Source organism: Bacteroides sp. L10-4, from assembly GCF_013373675.1.
In the GTDB taxonomy this organism is placed as follows: domain Bacteria; phylum Bacteroidota; class Bacteroidia; order Bacteroidales; family Bacteroidaceae; genus Bacteroides; species Bacteroides muris.
Map to the genome: position 1 here is coordinate 1 of NZ_JABXJH010000052.1, position 18,272 is coordinate 18,272.

At 51.4% G+C, this 18,272-nt stretch carries 15 protein-coding genes; 7 read left to right on the forward strand and 8 right to left on the reverse strand.

What is annotated here, in order from left to right; genetic code table 11:
* Positions 1-235: 235 nt before the first annotated feature.
* From HU824_RS15310 to HU824_RS15340, 7 genes are all read left to right on the forward strand, one after another.
* Positions 236-1,093 (forward strand): helix-turn-helix domain-containing protein, encoded by an 858-nt coding sequence (locus HU824_RS15310; protein ID WP_176469292.1) that lies wholly within the window; start codon positions 236-238, stop codon positions 1,091-1,093.
* 90 nt (positions 1,094-1,183) lie between these two features.
* On the forward strand, positions 1,184-1,774 hold the full coding sequence (locus HU824_RS15315; RefSeq protein WP_136010888.1) for a DUF417 family protein: 591 nt from the start codon (positions 1,184-1,186) through the stop codon (positions 1,772-1,774).
* Between the two features lie 4 nt (positions 1,775-1,778).
* Positions 1,779-3,134 (forward strand): FAD-dependent oxidoreductase, encoded by a 1,356-nt coding sequence (locus HU824_RS15320; RefSeq protein ID WP_016273627.1) that lies wholly within the window; start codon positions 1,779-1,781, stop codon positions 3,132-3,134.
* Between the two features lie 102 nt (positions 3,135-3,236).
* Positions 3,237-4,406, forward strand: a complete 1,170-nt coding sequence (locus HU824_RS15325; RefSeq protein WP_136010887.1) for an ABC transporter substrate-binding protein — start codon at positions 3,237-3,239, stop codon at positions 4,404-4,406.
* Positions 4,406-5,443, forward strand: a complete 1,038-nt coding sequence (locus HU824_RS15330; RefSeq protein ID WP_034529853.1) for an iron ABC transporter permease — start codon at positions 4,406-4,408, stop codon at positions 5,441-5,443. The genes HU824_RS15325 and HU824_RS15330 overlap by 1 nt, the downstream gene beginning before the upstream one ends.
* A complete protein-coding gene (locus tag HU824_RS15335) occupies positions 5,436-6,455 on the forward strand; it encodes an ABC transporter ATP-binding protein (protein ID WP_176469293.1) in 1,020 nt (339 codons plus the stop codon). Before HU824_RS15330 ends, HU824_RS15335 begins: the two co-directional genes overlap by 8 nt.
* Positions 6,452-7,831 carry an MATE family efflux transporter gene (locus HU824_RS15340; protein ID WP_176469294.1) on the forward strand — a complete coding sequence of 460 codons (1,380 nt, stop codon included), beginning with the start codon at positions 6,452-6,454 and terminating at the stop codon, positions 7,829-7,831. Before HU824_RS15335 ends, HU824_RS15340 begins: the two co-directional genes overlap by 4 nt.
* 13 nt (positions 7,832-7,844) lie before the next feature.
* Here the strand turns inward: HU824_RS15340 and HU824_RS15345 are convergent, their stop codons facing one another.
* From HU824_RS15345 to HU824_RS15380, 8 genes are all read right to left on the reverse strand, one after another.
* Positions 7,845-8,930, reverse strand: a complete 1,086-nt coding sequence (locus HU824_RS15345; RefSeq protein WP_176469295.1) for a linear amide C-N hydrolase — start codon at positions 8,928-8,930, stop codon at positions 7,845-7,847.
* Between the two features lie 67 nt (positions 8,931-8,997).
* Complete coding sequence (locus HU824_RS15350; protein ID WP_176469296.1) at positions 8,998-9,672, reverse strand: outer membrane beta-barrel protein; 675 nt, start codon at positions 9,670-9,672, stop codon at positions 8,998-9,000.
* On the reverse strand, positions 9,669-11,564 hold the full coding sequence (cbiD, locus tag HU824_RS15355; protein WP_176469297.1) for a cobalt-precorrin-5B (C(1))-methyltransferase CbiD: 1,896 nt from the start codon (positions 11,562-11,564) through the stop codon (positions 9,669-9,671). Before cbiD ends, HU824_RS15350 begins: the two co-directional genes overlap by 4 nt.
* 32 nt (positions 11,565-11,596) lie before the next feature.
* Positions 11,597-13,450, reverse strand: a complete 1,854-nt coding sequence (cobM, locus tag HU824_RS15360) for a precorrin-4 C(11)-methyltransferase (protein WP_176469298.1) — start codon at positions 13,448-13,450, stop codon at positions 11,597-11,599.
* A gap of 11 nt (positions 13,451-13,461) precedes the next feature.
* Positions 13,462-14,727, reverse strand: coding sequence for a precorrin-6y C5,15-methyltransferase (decarboxylating) subunit CbiE (gene cbiE, locus HU824_RS15365; RefSeq protein WP_176469299.1), 1,266 nt, complete (start codon positions 14,725-14,727; stop codon positions 13,462-13,464).
* Between the two features lie 99 nt (positions 14,728-14,826).
* Positions 14,827-16,236, reverse strand: a complete 1,410-nt coding sequence (gene cobJ / locus HU824_RS15370; RefSeq protein WP_117720773.1) for a precorrin-3B C(17)-methyltransferase — start codon at positions 16,234-16,236, stop codon at positions 14,827-14,829.
* A gap of 99 nt (positions 16,237-16,335) precedes the next feature.
* A complete protein-coding gene (locus tag HU824_RS15375; protein WP_005829381.1) occupies positions 16,336-17,235 on the reverse strand; it encodes an AraC family transcriptional regulator in 900 nt (299 codons plus the stop codon).
* Between the two features lie 209 nt (positions 17,236-17,444).
* A complete protein-coding gene (locus tag HU824_RS15380) occupies positions 17,445-18,269 on the reverse strand; it encodes a sirohydrochlorin cobaltochelatase (RefSeq protein WP_016273638.1) in 825 nt (274 codons plus the stop codon).
* Positions 18,270-18,272 lie beyond the last annotated feature (3 nt).

An 18,272-nucleotide genomic window follows, 5' to 3' on the forward strand; every position in this document is an offset into this window, starting at 1 on the left:
ACAAAACGAACTTACGTGACCTGTTCGATAAGACTGATTTCAACGATATCAAAGAACTCGATTATCCCCTTTTTGAAGGACTATTTGATTAATTTTTTAACTCGTCCATTTTTATTGGACACTAATGAAAGGTTAAAAATTAAAGAACAGCAAAACGGCTACAAAAGTGGGGAAATAATCAGTAGCAAACAAGATATTCGCTATCTTTGTTATTTACTAAAACAATCTGTTTTTTATGGATTATCAACTGAACACCCGCTTGAATGGCAACATAGCCATGACTTCCAGCTACCATGAGCGTGCGTCGCTGCAACGTGACAAGACTCTGTATAAATTCATTTGGGTACAGAGCGGTACGCTCACTCTGGAAATAGACCATATCCCCATGCGCCTGGAAAAGGATGAAATCGTGACCTTGACCCCGTTGCATCACCTGGAGGTAAAAGAGGTGGACGGTGAATACCTGACGTTTGTATTCAACAGCAATTTTTATTGCATCTATGGACATGACAACGAGGTCTCTTGCAATGGATTCCTTTTTTATGGCTCTTCCAAGGTGATGAGACTGGCGCTTTCTGCCGGGCAGTCTTCCAACCTGCATGACATAGTCCGCATTTTCCGGCAGGAATCGGTCATCCATGACAATCTGCAGGAGGAGATGCTACGCATTGTCTTGAAACGTTTCATCATTACCTGCACACGCATTGCGCGCCAGCGTTTCGGGGTGGGGCAGGAGAAGGAAAAGACGTTTGACATCATCCGGCAGTATTACGTATTAGTGGACCGGCATTTCAAGGAGAAGAAGCAAGTGCAGGATTATGCCGATATTCTTTGCCGTTCTCCCAAGACACTTTCCAATCTGTTCTCGACCTGCGGGTTGCCTTCCCCTTTACGGGTGATTCATGACCGCATTGAGGCGGAAGCCATGAGATTGCTGCTGTATACCCACAAAAGCGCTAAGGAAATCAGCTCCATTCTGGGCTTCGAAGACTTGTCCGCGTTCAGCCGTTTTTTCAAGAAAATGACCGGCGAGAGTGTCTCGGACTACCGGAAAAGAGTGAAACGGGAAGAATTGCCAACTGTTGCGGAATAATTGCCATTTCGTACGTGGTGGAAAACAAGGAACTTTGCAAAAACAAAAATCAAGTCATATTACTGAAACCATTTAAAAAGTAGAACAAAGATGAAAACGAAATTGCAAAACTTGTTTATGGCTGCGTTGACGCTGGCCGCTTCCACTCAAAAGTTGGGTGTTAATTTGATTCGTGTAGCCATCCTGGTTATTTTCGTATGGATTGGTGGGTTGAAATTCTGGAATTATGAGGCTGAAGGGATTGTCCCTTTTGTGGCGAACAGCCCGTTCATGAGCTTCTTTTATACAAAGAGTGCCCCGGAGTACAAGGAGTATAAGCTGAAAGAGGGCGAGTTCAATGAGGCGAAACATCAGTGGCACGTGGAGAACAATACGTATGGTTTCTCTCACGGTCTGGGCATTCTGATTATGACCATCGGCATTCTGACATTTCTGGGGATATTCTCTCCGAAAATCGGACTGGTGGGAGCTGCACTGGCCATTGTCATGACAATAGGTACCCTCTCTTTCCTGGTGACAACCCCTGAGGTGTGGGTGCCTGACTTGGGAAGCGGGGAGCACGGCTTTCCGTTGCTGACGGGGGCAGGGCGCTTGGTCATCAAGGATACGGCCATTCTTGCCGGTGCCATTGTCGTACTGTTTGACAGTGCAAAAAGAGTATTGAACCAATTAAGGAAATAGACGTATGAAACAGTATGATGTCATTATCATCGGATTCGGCAAAGGCGGAAAGACATTGGCTGCCGAGTTGGCAAAACGGAAGCTGGACGTTGCCGTAGTGGAGCGTTCGGAAAAGATGTACGGAGGGACATGTATCAATATCGGTTGCATTCCCACAAAAACATTGGTGCATGCGGCAAAGTATGCGGACAAAGACGCTTCTTGGGAGGTCAAGAAGGCATACTATCGTCAGTCCATTGCAAGGAAGGAAGAGGTCGTCTCTTTCCTGCGTCAGAAGAACTATCACAATCTGGCCGACAATCCTCATATAACGGTCTATACGGGTATCGGCTCCTTTGCAGGTCCGGATGTGGTGGAAGTTGGGATGGCGGAAGGGACATTACAATTGCAAGCTCCCCGGATATTCATCAATACGGGTGCCGAAACCGTCATTCCACCGATAGAGGGGATACAGGGCAATCCGCGGGTATATACCAGCACCTCCATTATGGAACTGACTGAGCTGCCGGCACAGCTCGTCATTGTAGGCGGGGGATACATCGGACTGGAATTTGCTTCCATGTATGCTTCATTCGGTTCGCAAGTCACGGTGCTCGAGGGCTCTTCCGAACTGATATCCCGGGAGGACCGGGACATTGCGGACAGTGTCCGGGAGGTATTGGAACAGAAAGGAATCGTTTTCAGGCTGAATGCACGCGTGCAGTCCGTGAAAGGTTCTGACGTCATTTACCGGGATGCAGTCACTGGAGAGGAGCATCAGTTGCAGGCTGATGCCATCCTGCTGGCTACCGGCCGGCGTCCGAATACGGCTGGCTTGAATCTGGCGGCGGCAGGTGTAGAGGTGAATGAGCGCGGTGCCATTGTGGTGGACGACTATTTGCTGACTACCAACCCCAAGATACATGCTATCGGTGATGTAAAGGGCGGTTTGCAGTTTACCTACATTTCTTTGGATGATTACCGCATTCTGCGCGAAGACCTTTTCGGGGCGGGAGAACGCAAGGTGTCCGACCGTGACCCGGTGAGCTATTCGGTATTCATCGACCCGCCGCTTTCACGCATCGGGCTGAGCGAAGCGGAAGCACGCAAGAAGGGATTGAATATAAAGGTCAACAAGCTGCCGGTAGCCGCCATTCCGCGTGCCAGGACTTTGGGCGATACGAACGGACTCTTCAAGGTAGTGGTAGATGCCGATACGGACAAGATTTTGGGCTGCACGTTGTTTGGGCCGGAATCGAGTGAAGTCATCAACCTGGTGGCAATGGCTATGAAGACCGGGCAGGAATATACCTTCCTCCGTGATTTTGTCTTTACACATCCCAGCATGAGTGAAGCACTGAATGACTTGATGGGCTTTTAAAGATTATTTAGGCACAATATCCGTCAATTTGCAGGAAGAGCATTTGCGTATCTCCCCAAAAATGACGAATATTGTGCCCGAATTCCATAAACCCCAATAGTCATGACCCGGATATCTGCCATAGGCATTGCACTGCTGTGCATTTTATGCGTAACCTCTTGCGGCTTAAAATCAAGACAGACTACTACCGAATCTTCTTCCGAAACGGGCTATTCTCCGGTTACGACAGACACGGCAGCTACCATTGTACCGTGCTATGCCAAAGGCTATACGGTGAAATATCTTCCGCACCATGTCCGTCTGGTGGATATACACGACCCTCAAAAAGAAAGCAGCAGCACTTTCCACTATGCGCTGGTACCGAAAGGCATAAAGCCTGTCGGCATACCGAGCGACTATACGGTGATAGAAACGCCGGTGGAGCACGTCATGTGTATGACATCCCTGCAACTTTCCAACTTCATCCGTCTGGATGCCTGCGATTATGTGGTGGGCATCACCAGTACGCGCCATCTCTTCAACAAGGAGATGAACGACCGTTTGAAGTCCGGCGAGACCGTGAAGATTGGTATCGAAGGGAACTTTGATAATGAATTGATAATGAGCATGAATCCGGATGTTATCTTTATCTCTCCTTTCAAGCGGGGTGGATATGATGCCATGCGGGAAATCGGTATTCCACTGGTTCCCCATTTGGGGTATAAGGAGATGACCCCGTTGGGGCAGGCTGAATGGATAAAATTCATCGGCATGTTTATAGGCCGGGAAGTGGAGGCGAATGAAAAGTTTGCTGCGATAGAGAAGCGCTATAACGAATTGAAGGAGCTGGCTGCCAACGTGAAGAAGCGTCCGGTGGTATTCAGCGGCGAGATACGGGGCGGCAACTGGTATGCAGTGGGAGGAAAGAGCTTTCTTGCCGAACTGTTCCGTGATGCCGGTGCGGATTATTTCTTGAAAGACGATCCCCGTTCGGGAGGTGTCACGCTGGATTTTGAAACCGTATATAGCCAGGCGGAGAGTGCCGACTATTGGCGCATTGTCAACAGCTATGACGGGACATTCACGTATGATGCCTTGAAGTCCCTCGACCCGCGTTATGCCGACTTCCGTGCGTTCCGTGAGAAGGGAGTGGTGTACTGCAACATGCGTGAGAAACCCTTCTACGAAAGTATGCCCATGCAGCCCGAAATTGTATTGGAAGACTTGATACATGCTTTCCATCCCGATTTGTTGCCTGACTATAAACCGACTTACTACGAACTGCTGAAATGATAAAAAGACCCGTACTTCCGTTGATGTTGCTGACACTGGCATCTATCTTTCTTTTTTTCCTGCTGAACCTGCTTTTGGGGTCGGTTCACATTCCTCTGCGCTCCGTGTGGAACATATTGTGGGGAAATACGGATGAATCCGTTATTTGGCAGAATATCATCTGGAAGTCCCGCGTGCCCCAGGCGTTGACGGCATTGGTGGCGGGAGCAGGGCTGTCGGTCAGCGGTCTGCAGATGCAGACGGTGTTCCGCAATCCGCTGGCAGGGCCTTCGGTATTGGGCATCAGTTCAGGTGCCAGCCTGGGTGTGGCTTGTGTGGTATTGCTGTCCGGGGCGATGGGCGGTGTGGCATTGAGCCGTTTGGGGTATATGGGCGAGGTTGCCTTGTCGGTTGCCGCCATTATCGGTGCGCTGGCTGTGATGGCGCTCATTGTCTATGTCTCCCAGAAGGTGAAGGGCAACGTGACGCTGCTGATAATCGGTGTGATGATAGGCTATGTGGCAAGTGCCGTCATCGGCGTATTGAAATATTTCAGTGTGGAGGAAGATATACGTGCATATGTCATTTGGGGATTGGGTAGCTTTGCCCGTGTTTCGGGCGACCAGATGGTGCTGTTTGTCTGCATCATGGCTGTGCTGCTTCCGTTGTCCTTCCTGCTGATAAAGACGATGAATCTGTTGCTGCTGGGCGATGGCTATGCACGCAATCTGGGACTGAACATCAAGCGGGCACGCCTGCTGGTTATCTCATGCTCCGGTGTGCTGGTGGCTATTGTAACGGCCTATTGCGGTCCGATTATGTTTATCGGATTGGCGGTTCCCCATTTGTGCCGTGCCATCTTCCACTCTTCAGACCATCGGGTGTTGATGCCTGCCACATTGCTGGTAGGCGCTTCCCTGGCATTGGTCTGCAATCTGATAGCCCGTATGCCCGGCTTCGAGGGAGCTTTGCCGGTCAACTCGGTGACGGCACTGGTAGGTGCGCCGGTAGTGGCTTCTGTACTTTTTAGAAAACGGAAAGGAGAATTGAATGAATAAGGAAACCATACATATAGAGAATCTTTCCATCGGTTACCCCGGTAAGGGGGATGTGAAAGTGGTGGCAGACGGCATTTGCGCCGGAATCAACAGTGGTGAGCTGACTTGCTTGTTGGGAGCTAATGGAGTGGGGAAGTCCACGCTGCTCCGTACGTTGTCTGCCTTCCAGCCAAAACTTGGAGGAAACATATTTATTGAAGGAAAAGAGATTGGGGACTATACCGACAAGCAGCTTTCGCGCGTCATTAGTGTGGTGCTGACGGAGAAGTGCGATATACGCAATATGTCTGTCGTAGAACTGATAGGTCTGGGCCGCAGCCCCTATACCGGTTTCTGGGGAACCCTTTCGAAAGAGGACAAGGCTGTGGTGGACAAATCCATCGCCCTGGTAGGCATTCCCCATCTGGCACACCGCATGGTGCATACGCTGAGTGACGGCGAACGGCAGAAGGTGATGATAGCCAAGGCGCTCGCCCAGGAAACTCCCGTCATCTATCTGGACGAACCGACAGCTTTCCTCGACTTTCCCAGTAAAGTAGAGATGATGCAGCTGCTTCACCAGCTTAGCCGGCAGACGGACAAGACGATTTTCCTTTCTACCCACGACCTGGAACTGGCCCTGCAGATAGCGGACAAGATATGGCTGATGGACAAGGCGAACGGAGTGACCGTCGGCACGCCCGAAGACCTCTCGCTGAACGGCAGCTTGAGCAACTTCTTTGCCCGTAAGGGTATTGCCTTCGATTTGGAAACGGGACTGTTCAGGGTAGCCAATGAATATACCTCCCGGATACGCTTGGCGGGCCACGGGCAGAAGTATGCCATGGTGCGCAAGGCACTCCAGAGAAACGGCATTCTGGCAAACCGGAATGTTGAGTCGGAGATTTATATCGAAACCGGAGATTTGAAGGGAGACGGCAGCTTCGTATTCCATCGACCGGGCAAGGAGCCGGTAACAGTGTACTCCATTGAGAAATTGCTGCAAATAGTCTTGTCATTCCATTCCCTATGATGCACCATTCTGCAAAGGATAATTATGTCCACTTAACGACGACTCCGGTCCCCCGGCTGATTACGTCATTGGCTGTGCCGACCATCATCAGCATGCTGGTGACGTCCTTCTACAACATGGCAGATACCTATTTTGTGGGTAAAATAAATATCCAGTCTACGGCTGCCGTAGGTATCGTGTTTTCTGTGATGTCCATTATCCAGGCTGTGGGATTCTTCTTCGGTCATGGTTCGGGGAACTACATCTCCCGTAAGTTGGGGGCGCAGGAAACGGAGAGTGCCGAGAAGATGGCATCCACCGGCTTCTTTTTTGCCTTGTTTATCGGAGCGGCTCTGGCTGTGCTGGGATTGCTGTTCCTTACACCGCTTTCCCTTGCTTTGGGGTCGACGCCTACTATTCTTCCGTATACGGAGCGCTATTTGGGAATCATTCTGCTGGGTACTCCTTTTATGACCGCCTCATTGGTGCTGAATAACCAAATACGTTTTCAAGGTAATGCGGCGTATGCCATGGTGGGGATTGTGAGTGGGGCGGTCATCAACGTGGTGCTCGACCCTATCCTGATTTTTGTATGCGATATGGGCATATCCGGTGCCGCACTGGCCACAGTAGTCAGCCAGATATGTAGTTTCATCCTTTTGCTATATATGGGGCGCAGAGGAGGAAATATACGTATACGTTACAGAAACTTTACGCCTACACTGGCTTTCATCAAGGAAATTATTGGGGGTGGAACTCCGTCACTCACCCGGCAGGGACTGGCAAGCGTGGCAACCATTTTGCTGAACGTGGCGGCCGGTGCATATGGTGACGCAGCTATTGCAGGGATGTCCATTGTGACGCGTATCTCTATGTTTATCAATGCTTTCCTAATTGGTTTCGGGCAAGGCTTCCAACCGGTATGCGGATTCAATTATGGTGCCGGGCTGTATGCCAGAGTGCGCCAAGGATTCTGGTTCTGTGTGAAGGTAGGCTTTTTCTTTTTGCTGGTTTGTGCGGTGGCAGGTATGGGATATGCCGAGGAGATTGTCTCCATCTTCCGCAAGGGAGACCCTGCTGTTGTAGCTACCGGTGCGGCAGCATTGCGCTGGCAGTTCATCACCTATCCGTTGGGTGCATGGATTGTGGTCAGCAACATGATGCTGCAGACTATCCGCAAGCCCGTACGCGCTATGATACTTTCCTCTGCCCGTCAAGGGCTGTTCTTCATCCCCCTCATCTTCATTCTTCCTTATTTCTTAGGACTGAAAGGGGTGGAAATGTGCCAGGCGGCGTCGGACATGCTGACCTTCTTCCTCGCCATTCCATTGACCTGCGGGGTGCTGGCGGAGATGAAGAGGAAGGAGGCGGAACAACTGCAACAGCGGCAATCTTGAAGTTTCTGCGTCCCTATTCAATTTTCACGGGAACTATCGGTTGCCGCTTCACTTTATCGAGGGGAGCTGCATGGTACTCGATGCGCCCGAAGTCTATCTGTCTCAAATCAATGCTTCTGATTGTACTGTTGTACATGGTGCGATAGTAGATGATACCGTTTGTCATATCTGTGGCCGATGTCCATTGGGTGGCACTTGGAATATTGGCAGGAACCTGGCCGAGGGGAAACTCGATGCCTACGGGTATATCAAAGTTATTCAGTATCTGAAAACATTGGAGAACGGTTTCCTGTGCGGTATTCTGTGGCGGTGTAGAAGTCTGGTAGAAAGCGGCACGGATAAAGCGGGAAGGGGGAGTCACATCTCCCGGAATTCCCAAAAAGCCGCTTCCCGAACCGAAAGGGGCTATAGTTACATTGCCCAGCGATTTGCTTTCGGCACTGCCCGGGTAGAGGTTCACATAATTGTTTAAGTTGGTCATCTGCCAGTCAAAGCCGGGGGAGTTTGTCAATACTCCCAGTTTGTTTTCATAGAAACGGGGCTGTCCGTCGATGAACTCCAATACCAGTTGGCGGCCGGTCTTGTCTGCAATCCGCCAATGTACGGTGGAGGCGCGCGGGTCAATGGCTATGACCGTCACATTTTCAATAGCCTCCTTTACCTCGTCCACAGTAGAAAAGCTTCCCAACAGCCATGATACCAATTGTAAATCGGCTATGCTCGACGCTTTTCGTGTGGGGTCGTACTCCTCGTATTTGCCATATCCGGGAAAGTAGAACAGCCCGGCGGAGAGCCCGGCTTCATTCAGACCTTCGGCCACGAACTCCTTTTGCTCCACTGCCAGGCCTACGTAGCCATAGCGTGAGGTGAACTCCATGCTGGACAGACTGCCTCCGGGTGTCAGTGATTGTTGCGAATAACCGCGCGGTACGATGACGTACTGGCTGTTCAGCTCACTGCCTCCCCATTCGATGGTGCGGGCTACGACGTGCGCATTGTCTTTGGCCGTCAGGGTGATACCGGTACATGCCCCTGCTATTTGAGGGGCGAAGGTGAGGGCTGTCATTGCAGCCAGCAGGATAGGGATTCTTTTTGCCATATTATTCAGTTTATATTGTTGAGTATCTGTTTGTATACTAAACAACTCTGTATGGCAAAATGTTCCCTTACCAGAACCGGTACCCCAGCGTAAAGAATGCGGCGAAGTTCTTGGGAAAATATCCTCCTTCTTCCGAATGACCTATCATCTGGTTTATCTGCTCATTGACTTTTACCAGTCCCACTTGTGTCTCTGCACCGATGATGAATCTTCTGTATTCAAAAGTAAGTCCCACAGCAATGCCTGCATCAAAACGGTGGTTGCCCATCTTCCCGTCTGCCATGCTGCCGAAAGTGTCTATCTTGAACTGGTATCCTCCCTGCATACTGCTGCTGCTATAATCGTAAGTCTCACCGGAAGTCTTGCCTGCCACACCTATGGCCGCATAAGGGCCGACACTCAGCGAGGCATGATAATCCTTGCCCAGATGGAGGCGGGCCGCTATCATGAGGGGGATTTGCAGATACAGTTCATGCATTTTGGCCTTGCCGATGTGGCTTATCTCGTCTTTACCGCCGATGGACACGAATTCCAATGCGGATTGCAGCACCCAGGTCTTGTTGAGGACATATTCTGCACCGACACCAGCTTTGTAAGCTATTTGGGTGTCACTACTGGAGTGTTTTCCATGAAAATGGGAGGTACCGATTCCAGCTTTTGCATGAAAGGACAGCGGGCTTTGTGCCAGACCGGTCAGTACGGTCATTGCCATACAGACGGTAATGATTATCTTCTTCTTCATGAGTAAATTTTTCCGTTTTCGGTTATGAGTAATATTGTTAGTTCGCCATTGGGCAGTAAGGGGGCACAGTGCCGGTGACAGAGCTCAATCAGTGCCTTGCCAAACTTTTCCAGCAGCTCTTCGGGAATGATGTCCCAGAGTTCGCGCGCCAGGTTCATCTGTCCGATGGCGGCAAGTGTTTCTTCGCTGCATCCCGTCTGGCGTGCCAGGTCTTGAATGAATTCCTTATTCATGGTCACTTTCTTGCTGTGGGTATCCAGATTGCCTTCGGCCAGTTTCACGGCCTTTCCCATCATCACGCCGAGGGTGACGTGCGGTACTTGCTCTTCGGCTGCTATTTTCAAGGTTTCGCCGATAAAGTTGCCGTAGTGCACGAAAGCCTGGGTGGGGAGGTCGGGATAATACGCCTTGATGAAACGTTCGCTCTTTGCACCGGAGCTGATGACGATACGAGGGCTCTGGGTTGCCTTTGCCACTTCCATGGACTTCCGGATGGAATTGACGAAGGCTTCCGAGGAGAATGGCTTCACGATGCCGGAAGTCCCGATAATGGAAATGCCTCCTTCGATACCGAGGCGAGGGTTGAAGGTGCGTTGGGCTATCTCTTCTCCACCTGGGATGGAGATGGTAATGAGAATAGGATTGGGCTGTTTGGCAATATGGAGGCGTTCAAGCCATAGCTTGACGTTCTTCTTTATCATTTCGCGCGGGGTGTCGTTGATGGCAGAGCTACCGAGCTCCAGTCCCAGACCGGGCATGGTGACGACACCTACGCCTTCGCCGCCGCAGACGATGATGTTGTAGTCGTCCTGGGGAGTGTCTTCCGGCAGCGGGTCGTCTATGCGGAAAGGTATGGCTATATTGGCCACAACTTTCATCCCGTTGGTGATGTCCGGGTCGTCGCCGGCATCCTTGATGACGGTAGCGCTTGTCTCGAACATGCCGTCACCGTTTTCCAGAAGGTCGGAGTGGGGAATATGGTGCTGCGGCTCTACGGGAACCTGGATGGTTTCTCCGTTGGGAAGAACTACCGGAAATTCCGTAGGACGCTTTTTGAAGTAGATATTGAATACATCCCAGGTGGCGGCTACGGCGGCAGCGGCGGCACATGTTCCGGTGGTCAGTCCGCTGCGCAGGGGGAAGAAGTCGGGTAAATGTTTCTCGATTATGCGGCGCAGGCCATGCTCGCCGTTTACACAGATAAACTTGTCGGATGTCTTGGGGCGGCAGATGGCAAAGATGCGTATACCCAGTTGCCGGGCAGCTTCCACCTTTTCGCAGAATCCGCCCGATATCCCGCTTTCTTTGAGGAGGATGGCTTCGGGATGAAGCTGTTTCATCAGGACTTGCTCGTCTTCTCCGGGTGTGTAGTAGTAGAGGTTCTTCTCGGAGAAGCCCTGTTCCCGGGCGAGCTTGCGCGAGCTGTCACGGTCGAGGATGCGGAAGTAACAGCAGGCATTCTGCCACAAAGGCTTCAGCTTACCTATGGTCTGTACGCCGGTCAGTGCAAGTAAGATGAAAATCTTTTCTTTCTGTATCTTCTCGATGGCATCGTCATAATCCCTGCACCAGGTGATGTGTTCTTCATCGCGTTTCGGGAAGATACGCTCGAAACGGATGACGGGGATATTCGATTCCACGGAGACTTGTTCCAGAGTCTCATGCAGCTGTGTGGCAAAGGGGTGCGCGGCGTCTATCAGCAGCTTTATGTGATGCTGTGCACAGAATGTTTCTATTTCTATTGCATCCATCGCGCCTTGCAGGCGGATGCCATTATGCAGAAGTACGTCCTGCTCATCCCCTTTGGTAGAATAGTAGAAAGTTTTTCCGGCTTCTTCAAGGGTTTGGATGGCTATACGTCCTTCGGTGGTTCCGCCAAATATTAATATCATGTTTGAATGTTTATGGGTGATTAATCGTTGATTTATTTCCGGTACAGATGCTTGAACTCGTGTGCATAGAGCCGTGACAGACCTTCACGGTTGCCGATGGCTTCGCCTACGACAATCATGGTTGTCAAGGTGAGGTTATTTTCCTTCACTATTCTGGCAAGGTCTTTGAGTTCCCCCCTGAATATTTGTTCGTCTTTCCATGTCAAGTGGTAGCAGACAGCTACGGGGGTAGTTTCCGGATATTCCTGCAACAGTTCTTCCTGCACCTGCTTCGCAATGCTTGCACTGAGGAAGATGCACATGGTACTTTGTGAGCGTGCCATGAGATGTAGCTTTTCGCGTTCGGGCATGGGCGTACGTCCTTCGCCGCGTGTTAGGATGATGCTTTGCACTTTTTCCGGAATGGTGAACTGCGACTTCAAGGCAGCTGCCGCCGCCTGGAAGGAGGATATGCCGGGGGTGATGTGGTAGCTCATACCGTGCTGGTCAAAGTAGTTCATTTGTTCCTGAATGGCACCATAGATACAAGGGTCACCCGTATGCAGGCGTACGATGAATTTTCCCTTGTCATAGAACTTCTTCATCACTTCAAATTGTTCTTCCAAATCCATGGAAGCGGAGCTGAGTACGGTAGCACCGGCCTTGGCACAGAGAGTCAGCTCCTTGGGAACGAGGCTGCCGGCATACAGAATGAGATCGGCGCGTTCCAGCATTTGGCGTCCGCGTACGGAAACCAAGTCCGGGTCGCCCGGGCCGGCACCCACTATTTCGATGTGGCCCTGGCGCACAGTTCTTATGTCAAGGGCGGCGGCCACGGTATAGTTCTCTCCTTTCTTCTTGGGCACCAGCAGCCGGGAGTTGTTTGCACTCAGTAAGGCGGCGGCTTCGCTGACGCTGGGGGTACCCATGTGCTTCATGACGGTTTTGCTGGGATGGGGCACTTCTATCTCTACCAGTTCCTCGGCTGTATAGAAGTAGACCGGGAACTTCTTTTGGAGCGCTTTCACTACCGGTTCGTCACTTTTAGCTTTAATCGTGGAGATGGAGGCGATGCTTTGGGGCATGATGCCGTATTCCTTCAGTGTGTTCATAATCTCTTTCTCCACTTTCCGCACGGGACCTGCCAGCCGGGCAAGGCCGATGCCGAGGTGTACGACACAGGGCACGTAGCATATCATAGGCATTTCCGGGAAGTTGGGGACTTGGGGAGATACGCACAGAATCAGTTTGAAGCGTGAAGGTTTAATGTCCTGCACCCGGTAGAATACTTCTACATGAGGCGGCAGGTGCGCCTCCATCCAGTCCGTGCCTTCATTGCGCACCGTGAGCAGCAGGGCGGTGGGCTTGCCGGAAACGAAGAGGCTGATATGCTCGTTCATGCATACTCTTTTTTTCTCTTCGGGCGTCTTGGCAAGTTCTGCCAGCAGGAGGGTGGAGGGCTCGGCGTTGATGACCGGAAACCACCCGAAACGTTGGGGCAGGGTATCGAGTCCCCATAGGCCGGTGCAGTCGCTTTGCGTGGTGACTACCGGTTCGGCCCCGAGGATATTCGCTACCTGGTGGGTCAGTTCGTTGGCTCCTCCGATGTGTCCGGAAAGTACGGAGATGGCAAATTTACCGGTACTGTCCACGCAAACTACGGCAGGGTCGGTATATTTGTTCTTCACGCAAGGAGCGATGGTGCGGACACAGATTCCCATGGCGCCAATGAAGACAAAGGCATCATAGCGGTTGAAGTTTTCCGCTGTGAATTTGCCGGCAGATTCTATATGTGTGCATCCCTCTTCGTGCCTGAGGGTGAAGATTTCGGAGTCGGGAAGTTCGTTGAGCAGTGATTGGGCTATGCTCAAACCGGCTTCGGAGATTAGAATAATAGCTGTTTTCATAATGGGTATGTTTAAGAAAGCGTGGCTTTCATAATTTCAATGGGGTTATATTCGTTCAAGGCGATATGGGTGGAAGGGTGGAGTACCATTCCGTTCCGCTCGATTCCTCGGCAGAACGCCTCCTTGCTTTCTGCCGATACGGAGTTGAAGACGATGCAGCCTTCGGGGTGCAGCACTTGTTTCACTTTCTCTATCATTTCCTCCAGATGTCCGCCGTGTCCACCGATGAAGACGGCATCGGGGCGGGCAAAGGGAGTGAGGTCGGTGTGCAGGAAATCTCCGGTTACCGCCGTAATGCCCGGTGCGCCGAAGCGGCGGGAGTTGGTGTCCATCAGCTCTTTTCCTTCGGGGCGTATCTCGAAGGAGATGACGGCGAGATGGGGAAATTGCAGGCGGGCTTCGATGGAGACGGAACCGGTACAGAAACCGATGTCCCAGAAGACGCGGCGGCGGTTCAGTTCCAATGCCTGCAGGGTGAGCAGGCGGATGGGAGCCTTGGTTATCATGCGGGCGCGTCCGTCAAGATGTGCAAACTCTTCATCGGGGATGCCGAAGGGACGGACTGGAAAGTCTGGGGCTTCGCTACCGTGCAGGGAGTTTGTGCGGCATTGTCCGGAATGGCTGTCCAGCAGCAGGCAGTTGGGATGTTCGAAGTCACCGGCAACCGCTTCCCGGGGTGTCATCCGGCGTATGCGTTCCTTTTCGGGATTGCCGAGATGTTCGCCGATGTATAGCGTGTAGTGGGAGTACCCGTATTCCAGCATGCGGTCGGCAATGGTGACCGGGGTATGTTCGCGGTCGGTGAGGATGCCTATTTTGGGGGCACGCTCTATGAGGGCACGGTCGAACTCCTGCCAGGGGCGTCCTGTCAGGGAGACGGTGCGCATGTCGTCATACGGCATGACGAGGCGGTGTGCCAATGTCTGCAAGGAATTGAAAGCGGGATAGAGCAGAATGTCTGCCTCGGGAAGCTTACGCTTTATGGTATTGGCAAAACCGAAGAACAACGGGTCGCCGGACGCGAATACAATGATGGAGTTGTCCGTAGCCGTCTCTTCGAAGCGGGTAAATATTTCTTCATAATGGGAAAAGACACAGTCCAGCGGCACGGTGATGGAAATCCATTCGGCCCCGGCAGGCAGCAGAGGACCGACAATCTCCTTATGCCGTATGCCGCCGGAGAAGACCTTCCCCTTCCGTATCTGTGCCAGTGCTTCCGGTGGAAAGAAGGGGGAACGGTTGTCATCCATTCCTATGATTATAAATCTGTGTTTCATTCAATGAGTAATCTTATGAAAATATCAAGTAATGTAAGGGGGCATAACAAGTAATGTTATCGGTCGTAACAAGTAATGTTATGGAATGTCTCTTTTCACTTACACATCCCTGCCCGGGCGCAACTGCTCCGCATCGTTGTAGCACAGCACGGAGTTCACCAGCGTGGCAGCCAAGTTACTGCCTCCCTTACGTCCTTCTACGATAATCTTGGGTATTTCCGTAAAGGGTTTCACCATGTGTTTGGACTCCTGCACATGCACGAAGCCTACCGGTGCAGCAACAATGCCCGCCGGATGTGCCTTGCCCTTACGTATCAGGTCGCAGAGTTCCATAAGTGCCGTAGGTGCATTGCCGAATACAAAGAAAGCATCGGGATGCTCCTCCACAGCCAGGCGGATGCCTGCCTGGGTACGGGTGATGCCTTTCTCTGCAGCCATCGTCGCTGTGCGCAGGTCGCCAAGGTAACATTTCACCTCTACGCCCAGCCGCTGCAAAGCTCCTTTGCGGATACCGCTGGCTGCCATCGTGACGTCTGTGACAATGGTCTTGATTCCGCCTTTCTCGATGGCTTGATACAAGGAAGCCACGGCACCTTCGTCCGTATGCAGCAGATACTCCATTTCAAAATCGGCGGTGGTATGTATGGCATGGAGTAAAGCCCATTTATGGTCGAGGGGAATATGTTTGTTCTTCAGTTCCTTTTCGATGGTACGGAAACTGCGAATCATGATGTCTTGCCCGATGCCCGTGGCTTCGGTATTCGTGTCCCGGTAATAGCCGCGCGGAGTGATGAAGGCTCCGTTCCATTCGTAGGACTGTGAGTTGCCTATCAATATGACTGTAAACATATCCACCTCTTCGGGATTGAAATCTCCCAGCGTGGTGATGTGTACCGCTTGTTCCGGGCGTCCTGCTTGGCGTACATATCCCACGGGTGTTTCCGGTGAGCGTCCTTCCTGCAGAAAGAGTTCTTTCAAGCGGTAAAGCTGCCAGTAGCGTCCTTCACTTTTGGGGTTGTAGACTGCCGTCACGAAGTCGGCGGCAGCGGCTGCGATGATACGCCTTTCAATACGCTCCCAAGGAGTCATCAGGTCCGAAAGGGAGATGACGCAGAAGTCATGTCCTACGGGAGCTCCCAGCAGTGAGGCTGCCTTTTGGAAAGCGCTGATGCCCGGCAGCGAAACGATTTCCACGTCGCTGTTCCTTTCCCGCTTCATCTCGTAGACAAGCGGCGTCATACCATAAATGCCCGCATCCCCGGAACTGATGACGCAGACCGTCTTTCCCTGCTCTGCCAGCTCGAAAGCCTGCTCGGCACGGGCGCGCTCACGCTTCATGCCGGTATCTATGCATGTTGTTGAGGGGTGGAGATAAGGGATTACAAACTGGAAATAATACTTATATCCCACCACTACATCTGATTCTTGCAAAGCGGAAATTACGGCGGGAGTTATATCCGATTCATTGCCCGGTCCGATGCCGGCAACAATTATTTTGGGGTGTTTCATATCCATATGTTCTATTGGCATACAAAGATAGAACTTATATTTGATGAAACCGAAAAAACTCTGTGCTAATCCGCGTAATCTGTGGTGAATCCTTATTGTCTAAACCTGTAAGTGCCGGTATTCGCTCGGAGTATAGCCTACGTTCTTCTTGAACACGCGGTTGAAGTGCTGCGAATACTGGTATCCCAGCTCATAGGCAATCTGGCTGACTGTCTTCCCGCTTCCTATAATCATTTCTTTGGCCAGGTCGATGATTTTGTTCTGGATATATTCTTGCGCAGTCTTTCCGGTTTCCTTCTTCACCAAATCTCCAAAATAGTTGGAGGAGAGGAACACTTTGTCTGCGAAGTATTTCACGGAAGGCAGTCCTTCGGTCTGCGGTTTGTCACTCTGGAAATAGTCGTCTATCAGTGCTTCGAATTTCATTAGGATGTCCTTGTTGGCTGCCGAGCGGGTGATGAACTGGCGTTCGTAGAAACGCATGCAGTAGTCCAGCAGCAGTTCGATGTTGCGTGCAATCAGACCCTTGCTGTGCTTGTCGATGGGGCGTTGGATTTCCATCTTAATCTTCTTCAGACAGTCGAGGAAGATTTCTTTCTCGTCTTCGGACAAATGCAGTGCCTCGGTAGAGGAATAGGAAAAGAAGGAATACTGCTTTATTCCCTGTCCCAGCGAGGTGCCTTTTATCAAGTCGGGGTGGAACAGCAGGCCGGAGGCGCTGGGCTGCATACCTTCCAGCATGTTGACCTCGGTCACCTGGCCCGGGGCGAAGCTGGTTACCGTGCCTTCCTGGTAATCGTAAAACTGTTTTCCATAGCGTATATCTCCGCATTTGGTATTTTTGAGGAAAAGGGCGTATACGCCATAGTTCAACGTGAAATGTCTGGGGTATCCGGTGGCTTCGGACAAGTCGACTACGCTGACCAGCGGGTGCAGGGTTTCGAGACCGAACATCTTGTTGTATTGGTCTACTGCATTGAGCTTGATTACTTCTTCCATAAACGTTCCTGTTAGTGCTGTACAAATGTAGAAAATAATCAGGAAAGTTCCACATCGCAGGAGGAGGAATCCGTAATATGGTTACAAATGTCCGTAATCTGTGTACATTGAAAAGAGCTACACCCTTTGTCCGGAATGGTGTAGCCATCCGGAGCAAAGGGTGTAGCCTTGGTATGTAAAAGGTGTAGCCCTTTTACGCTTGCTGGTTATCAATCTTTTAGCATGGCTTTGATGTGTTCCATATAGAGCTGGCGGATGGCTTTGTTTTCGCCCAGTCCCTGCATGCGTACATTCACTTGATAGCCTTGCTTTTCAAGTTTCGTCTTCCACACGCCGGCAATGTCTTCCTTGGTATGGTTGCCGCATACCAGCAGCAACGGAACCAATGTCACGTTCTTGGGGCGTGTCTCTTTCAGTTGCAGCAGGGTTGCGTCCAGGGTAGGGTATCCTTCAATGGTGCTGACGTGGAAGTTCTTCAGTCCATGGGCTTTCATCATGAAGTCGAGCATGGCGTAAGTAGCCGTGCTGGGTAGCTGGTTGCCGTGTCCCACATAGACAATGTCTTCTTTCTTTCCCGGCTGTTCAGCGGTCAGTATGTCGATTACCTTCTCGCAATCTTCGACGGAGTAGAGCAGGGGATTCCCCACTTTTATCTCCTTGAAGAAGGGACGGAGCTTGTCTGCATCCCTGCGGACGGAGGTCATCTCACTGCCTTCTATCAAGGTGGTGCTCTGGACGTAGATGGTCTGGTAGCCTTCGGCGTGAAGTTTCAGCAGTGCATCCGTAGGGCTGTCTTTGTACACACCCTCCTTGGCAAGTCTTTTTCGTACAATCGGCGAGATGTATGCTTCGCGCACTGTAAACTGCGGAAAGGCTTCTTGTGCCTCACGGGTCACGACGTCGAGCGTCAAGGCACGTGTCTGAGGGTCCGAACTGCCATAATGGGTGATGAGCAGAGCCGCCTTCTCCTCTTGTTGTGCGGAGGAGAAGAGGCTGATGCCGAGTAAATAGAGAGTGATGAAAAAATGTTTCATAAT

What these genes read in the sequence shown, in the direction of transcription:
- HU824_RS15310 (WP_176469292.1), top strand. Translation starts at nt 236, where the DNA reads ATGGATTATCAACTGAACACCCGCTTGAATGGCAACATAGCCATGACT.
- HU824_RS15315 (WP_136010888.1), top strand. Translation starts at nt 1,184, where the DNA reads ATGAAAACGAAATTGCAAAACTTGTTTATGGCTGCGTTGACGCTGGCC.
- HU824_RS15320 (WP_016273627.1), top strand. Translation starts at nt 1,779, where the DNA reads ATGAAACAGTATGATGTCATTATCATCGGATTCGGCAAAGGCGGAAAG.
- HU824_RS15325 (WP_136010887.1), top strand. Translation starts at nt 3,237, where the DNA reads ATGACCCGGATATCTGCCATAGGCATTGCACTGCTGTGCATTTTATGC.
- HU824_RS15335 (WP_176469293.1), top strand. Translation starts at nt 5,436, where the DNA reads ATGAATAAGGAAACCATACATATAGAGAATCTTTCCATCGGTTACCCC.
- HU824_RS15340 (WP_176469294.1), top strand. Translation starts at nt 6,452, where the DNA reads ATGATGCACCATTCTGCAAAGGATAATTATGTCCACTTAACGACGACT.
- HU824_RS15345 (WP_176469295.1), bottom strand. Translation starts at nt 8,930, where the DNA reads ATGGCAAAAAGAATCCCTATCCTGCTGGCTGCAATGACAGCCCTCACC.
- HU824_RS15350 (WP_176469296.1), bottom strand. Translation starts at nt 9,672, where the DNA reads ATGAAGAAGAAGATAATCATTACCGTCTGTATGGCAATGACCGTACTG.
- cbiD (WP_176469297.1), bottom strand. Translation starts at nt 11,564, where the DNA reads ATGATATTAATATTTGGCGGAACCACCGAAGGACGTATAGCCATCCAA.
- cobM (WP_176469298.1), bottom strand. Translation starts at nt 13,450, where the DNA reads ATGAAAACAGCTATTATTCTAATCTCCGAAGCCGGTTTGAGCATAGCC.
- cbiE (WP_176469299.1), bottom strand. Translation starts at nt 14,727, where the DNA reads ATGAAACACAGATTTATAATCATAGGAATGGATGACAACCGTTCCCCC.
- cobJ (WP_117720773.1), bottom strand. Translation starts at nt 16,236, where the DNA reads ATGAAACACCCCAAAATAATTGTTGCCGGCATCGGACCGGGCAATGAA.
- HU824_RS15375 (WP_005829381.1), bottom strand. Translation starts at nt 17,235, where the DNA reads ATGGAAGAAGTAATCAAGCTCAATGCAGTAGACCAATACAACAAGATG.
- HU824_RS15380 (WP_016273638.1), bottom strand. Translation starts at nt 18,269, where the DNA reads ATGAAACATTTTTTCATCACTCTCTATTTACTCGGCATCAGCCTCTTC.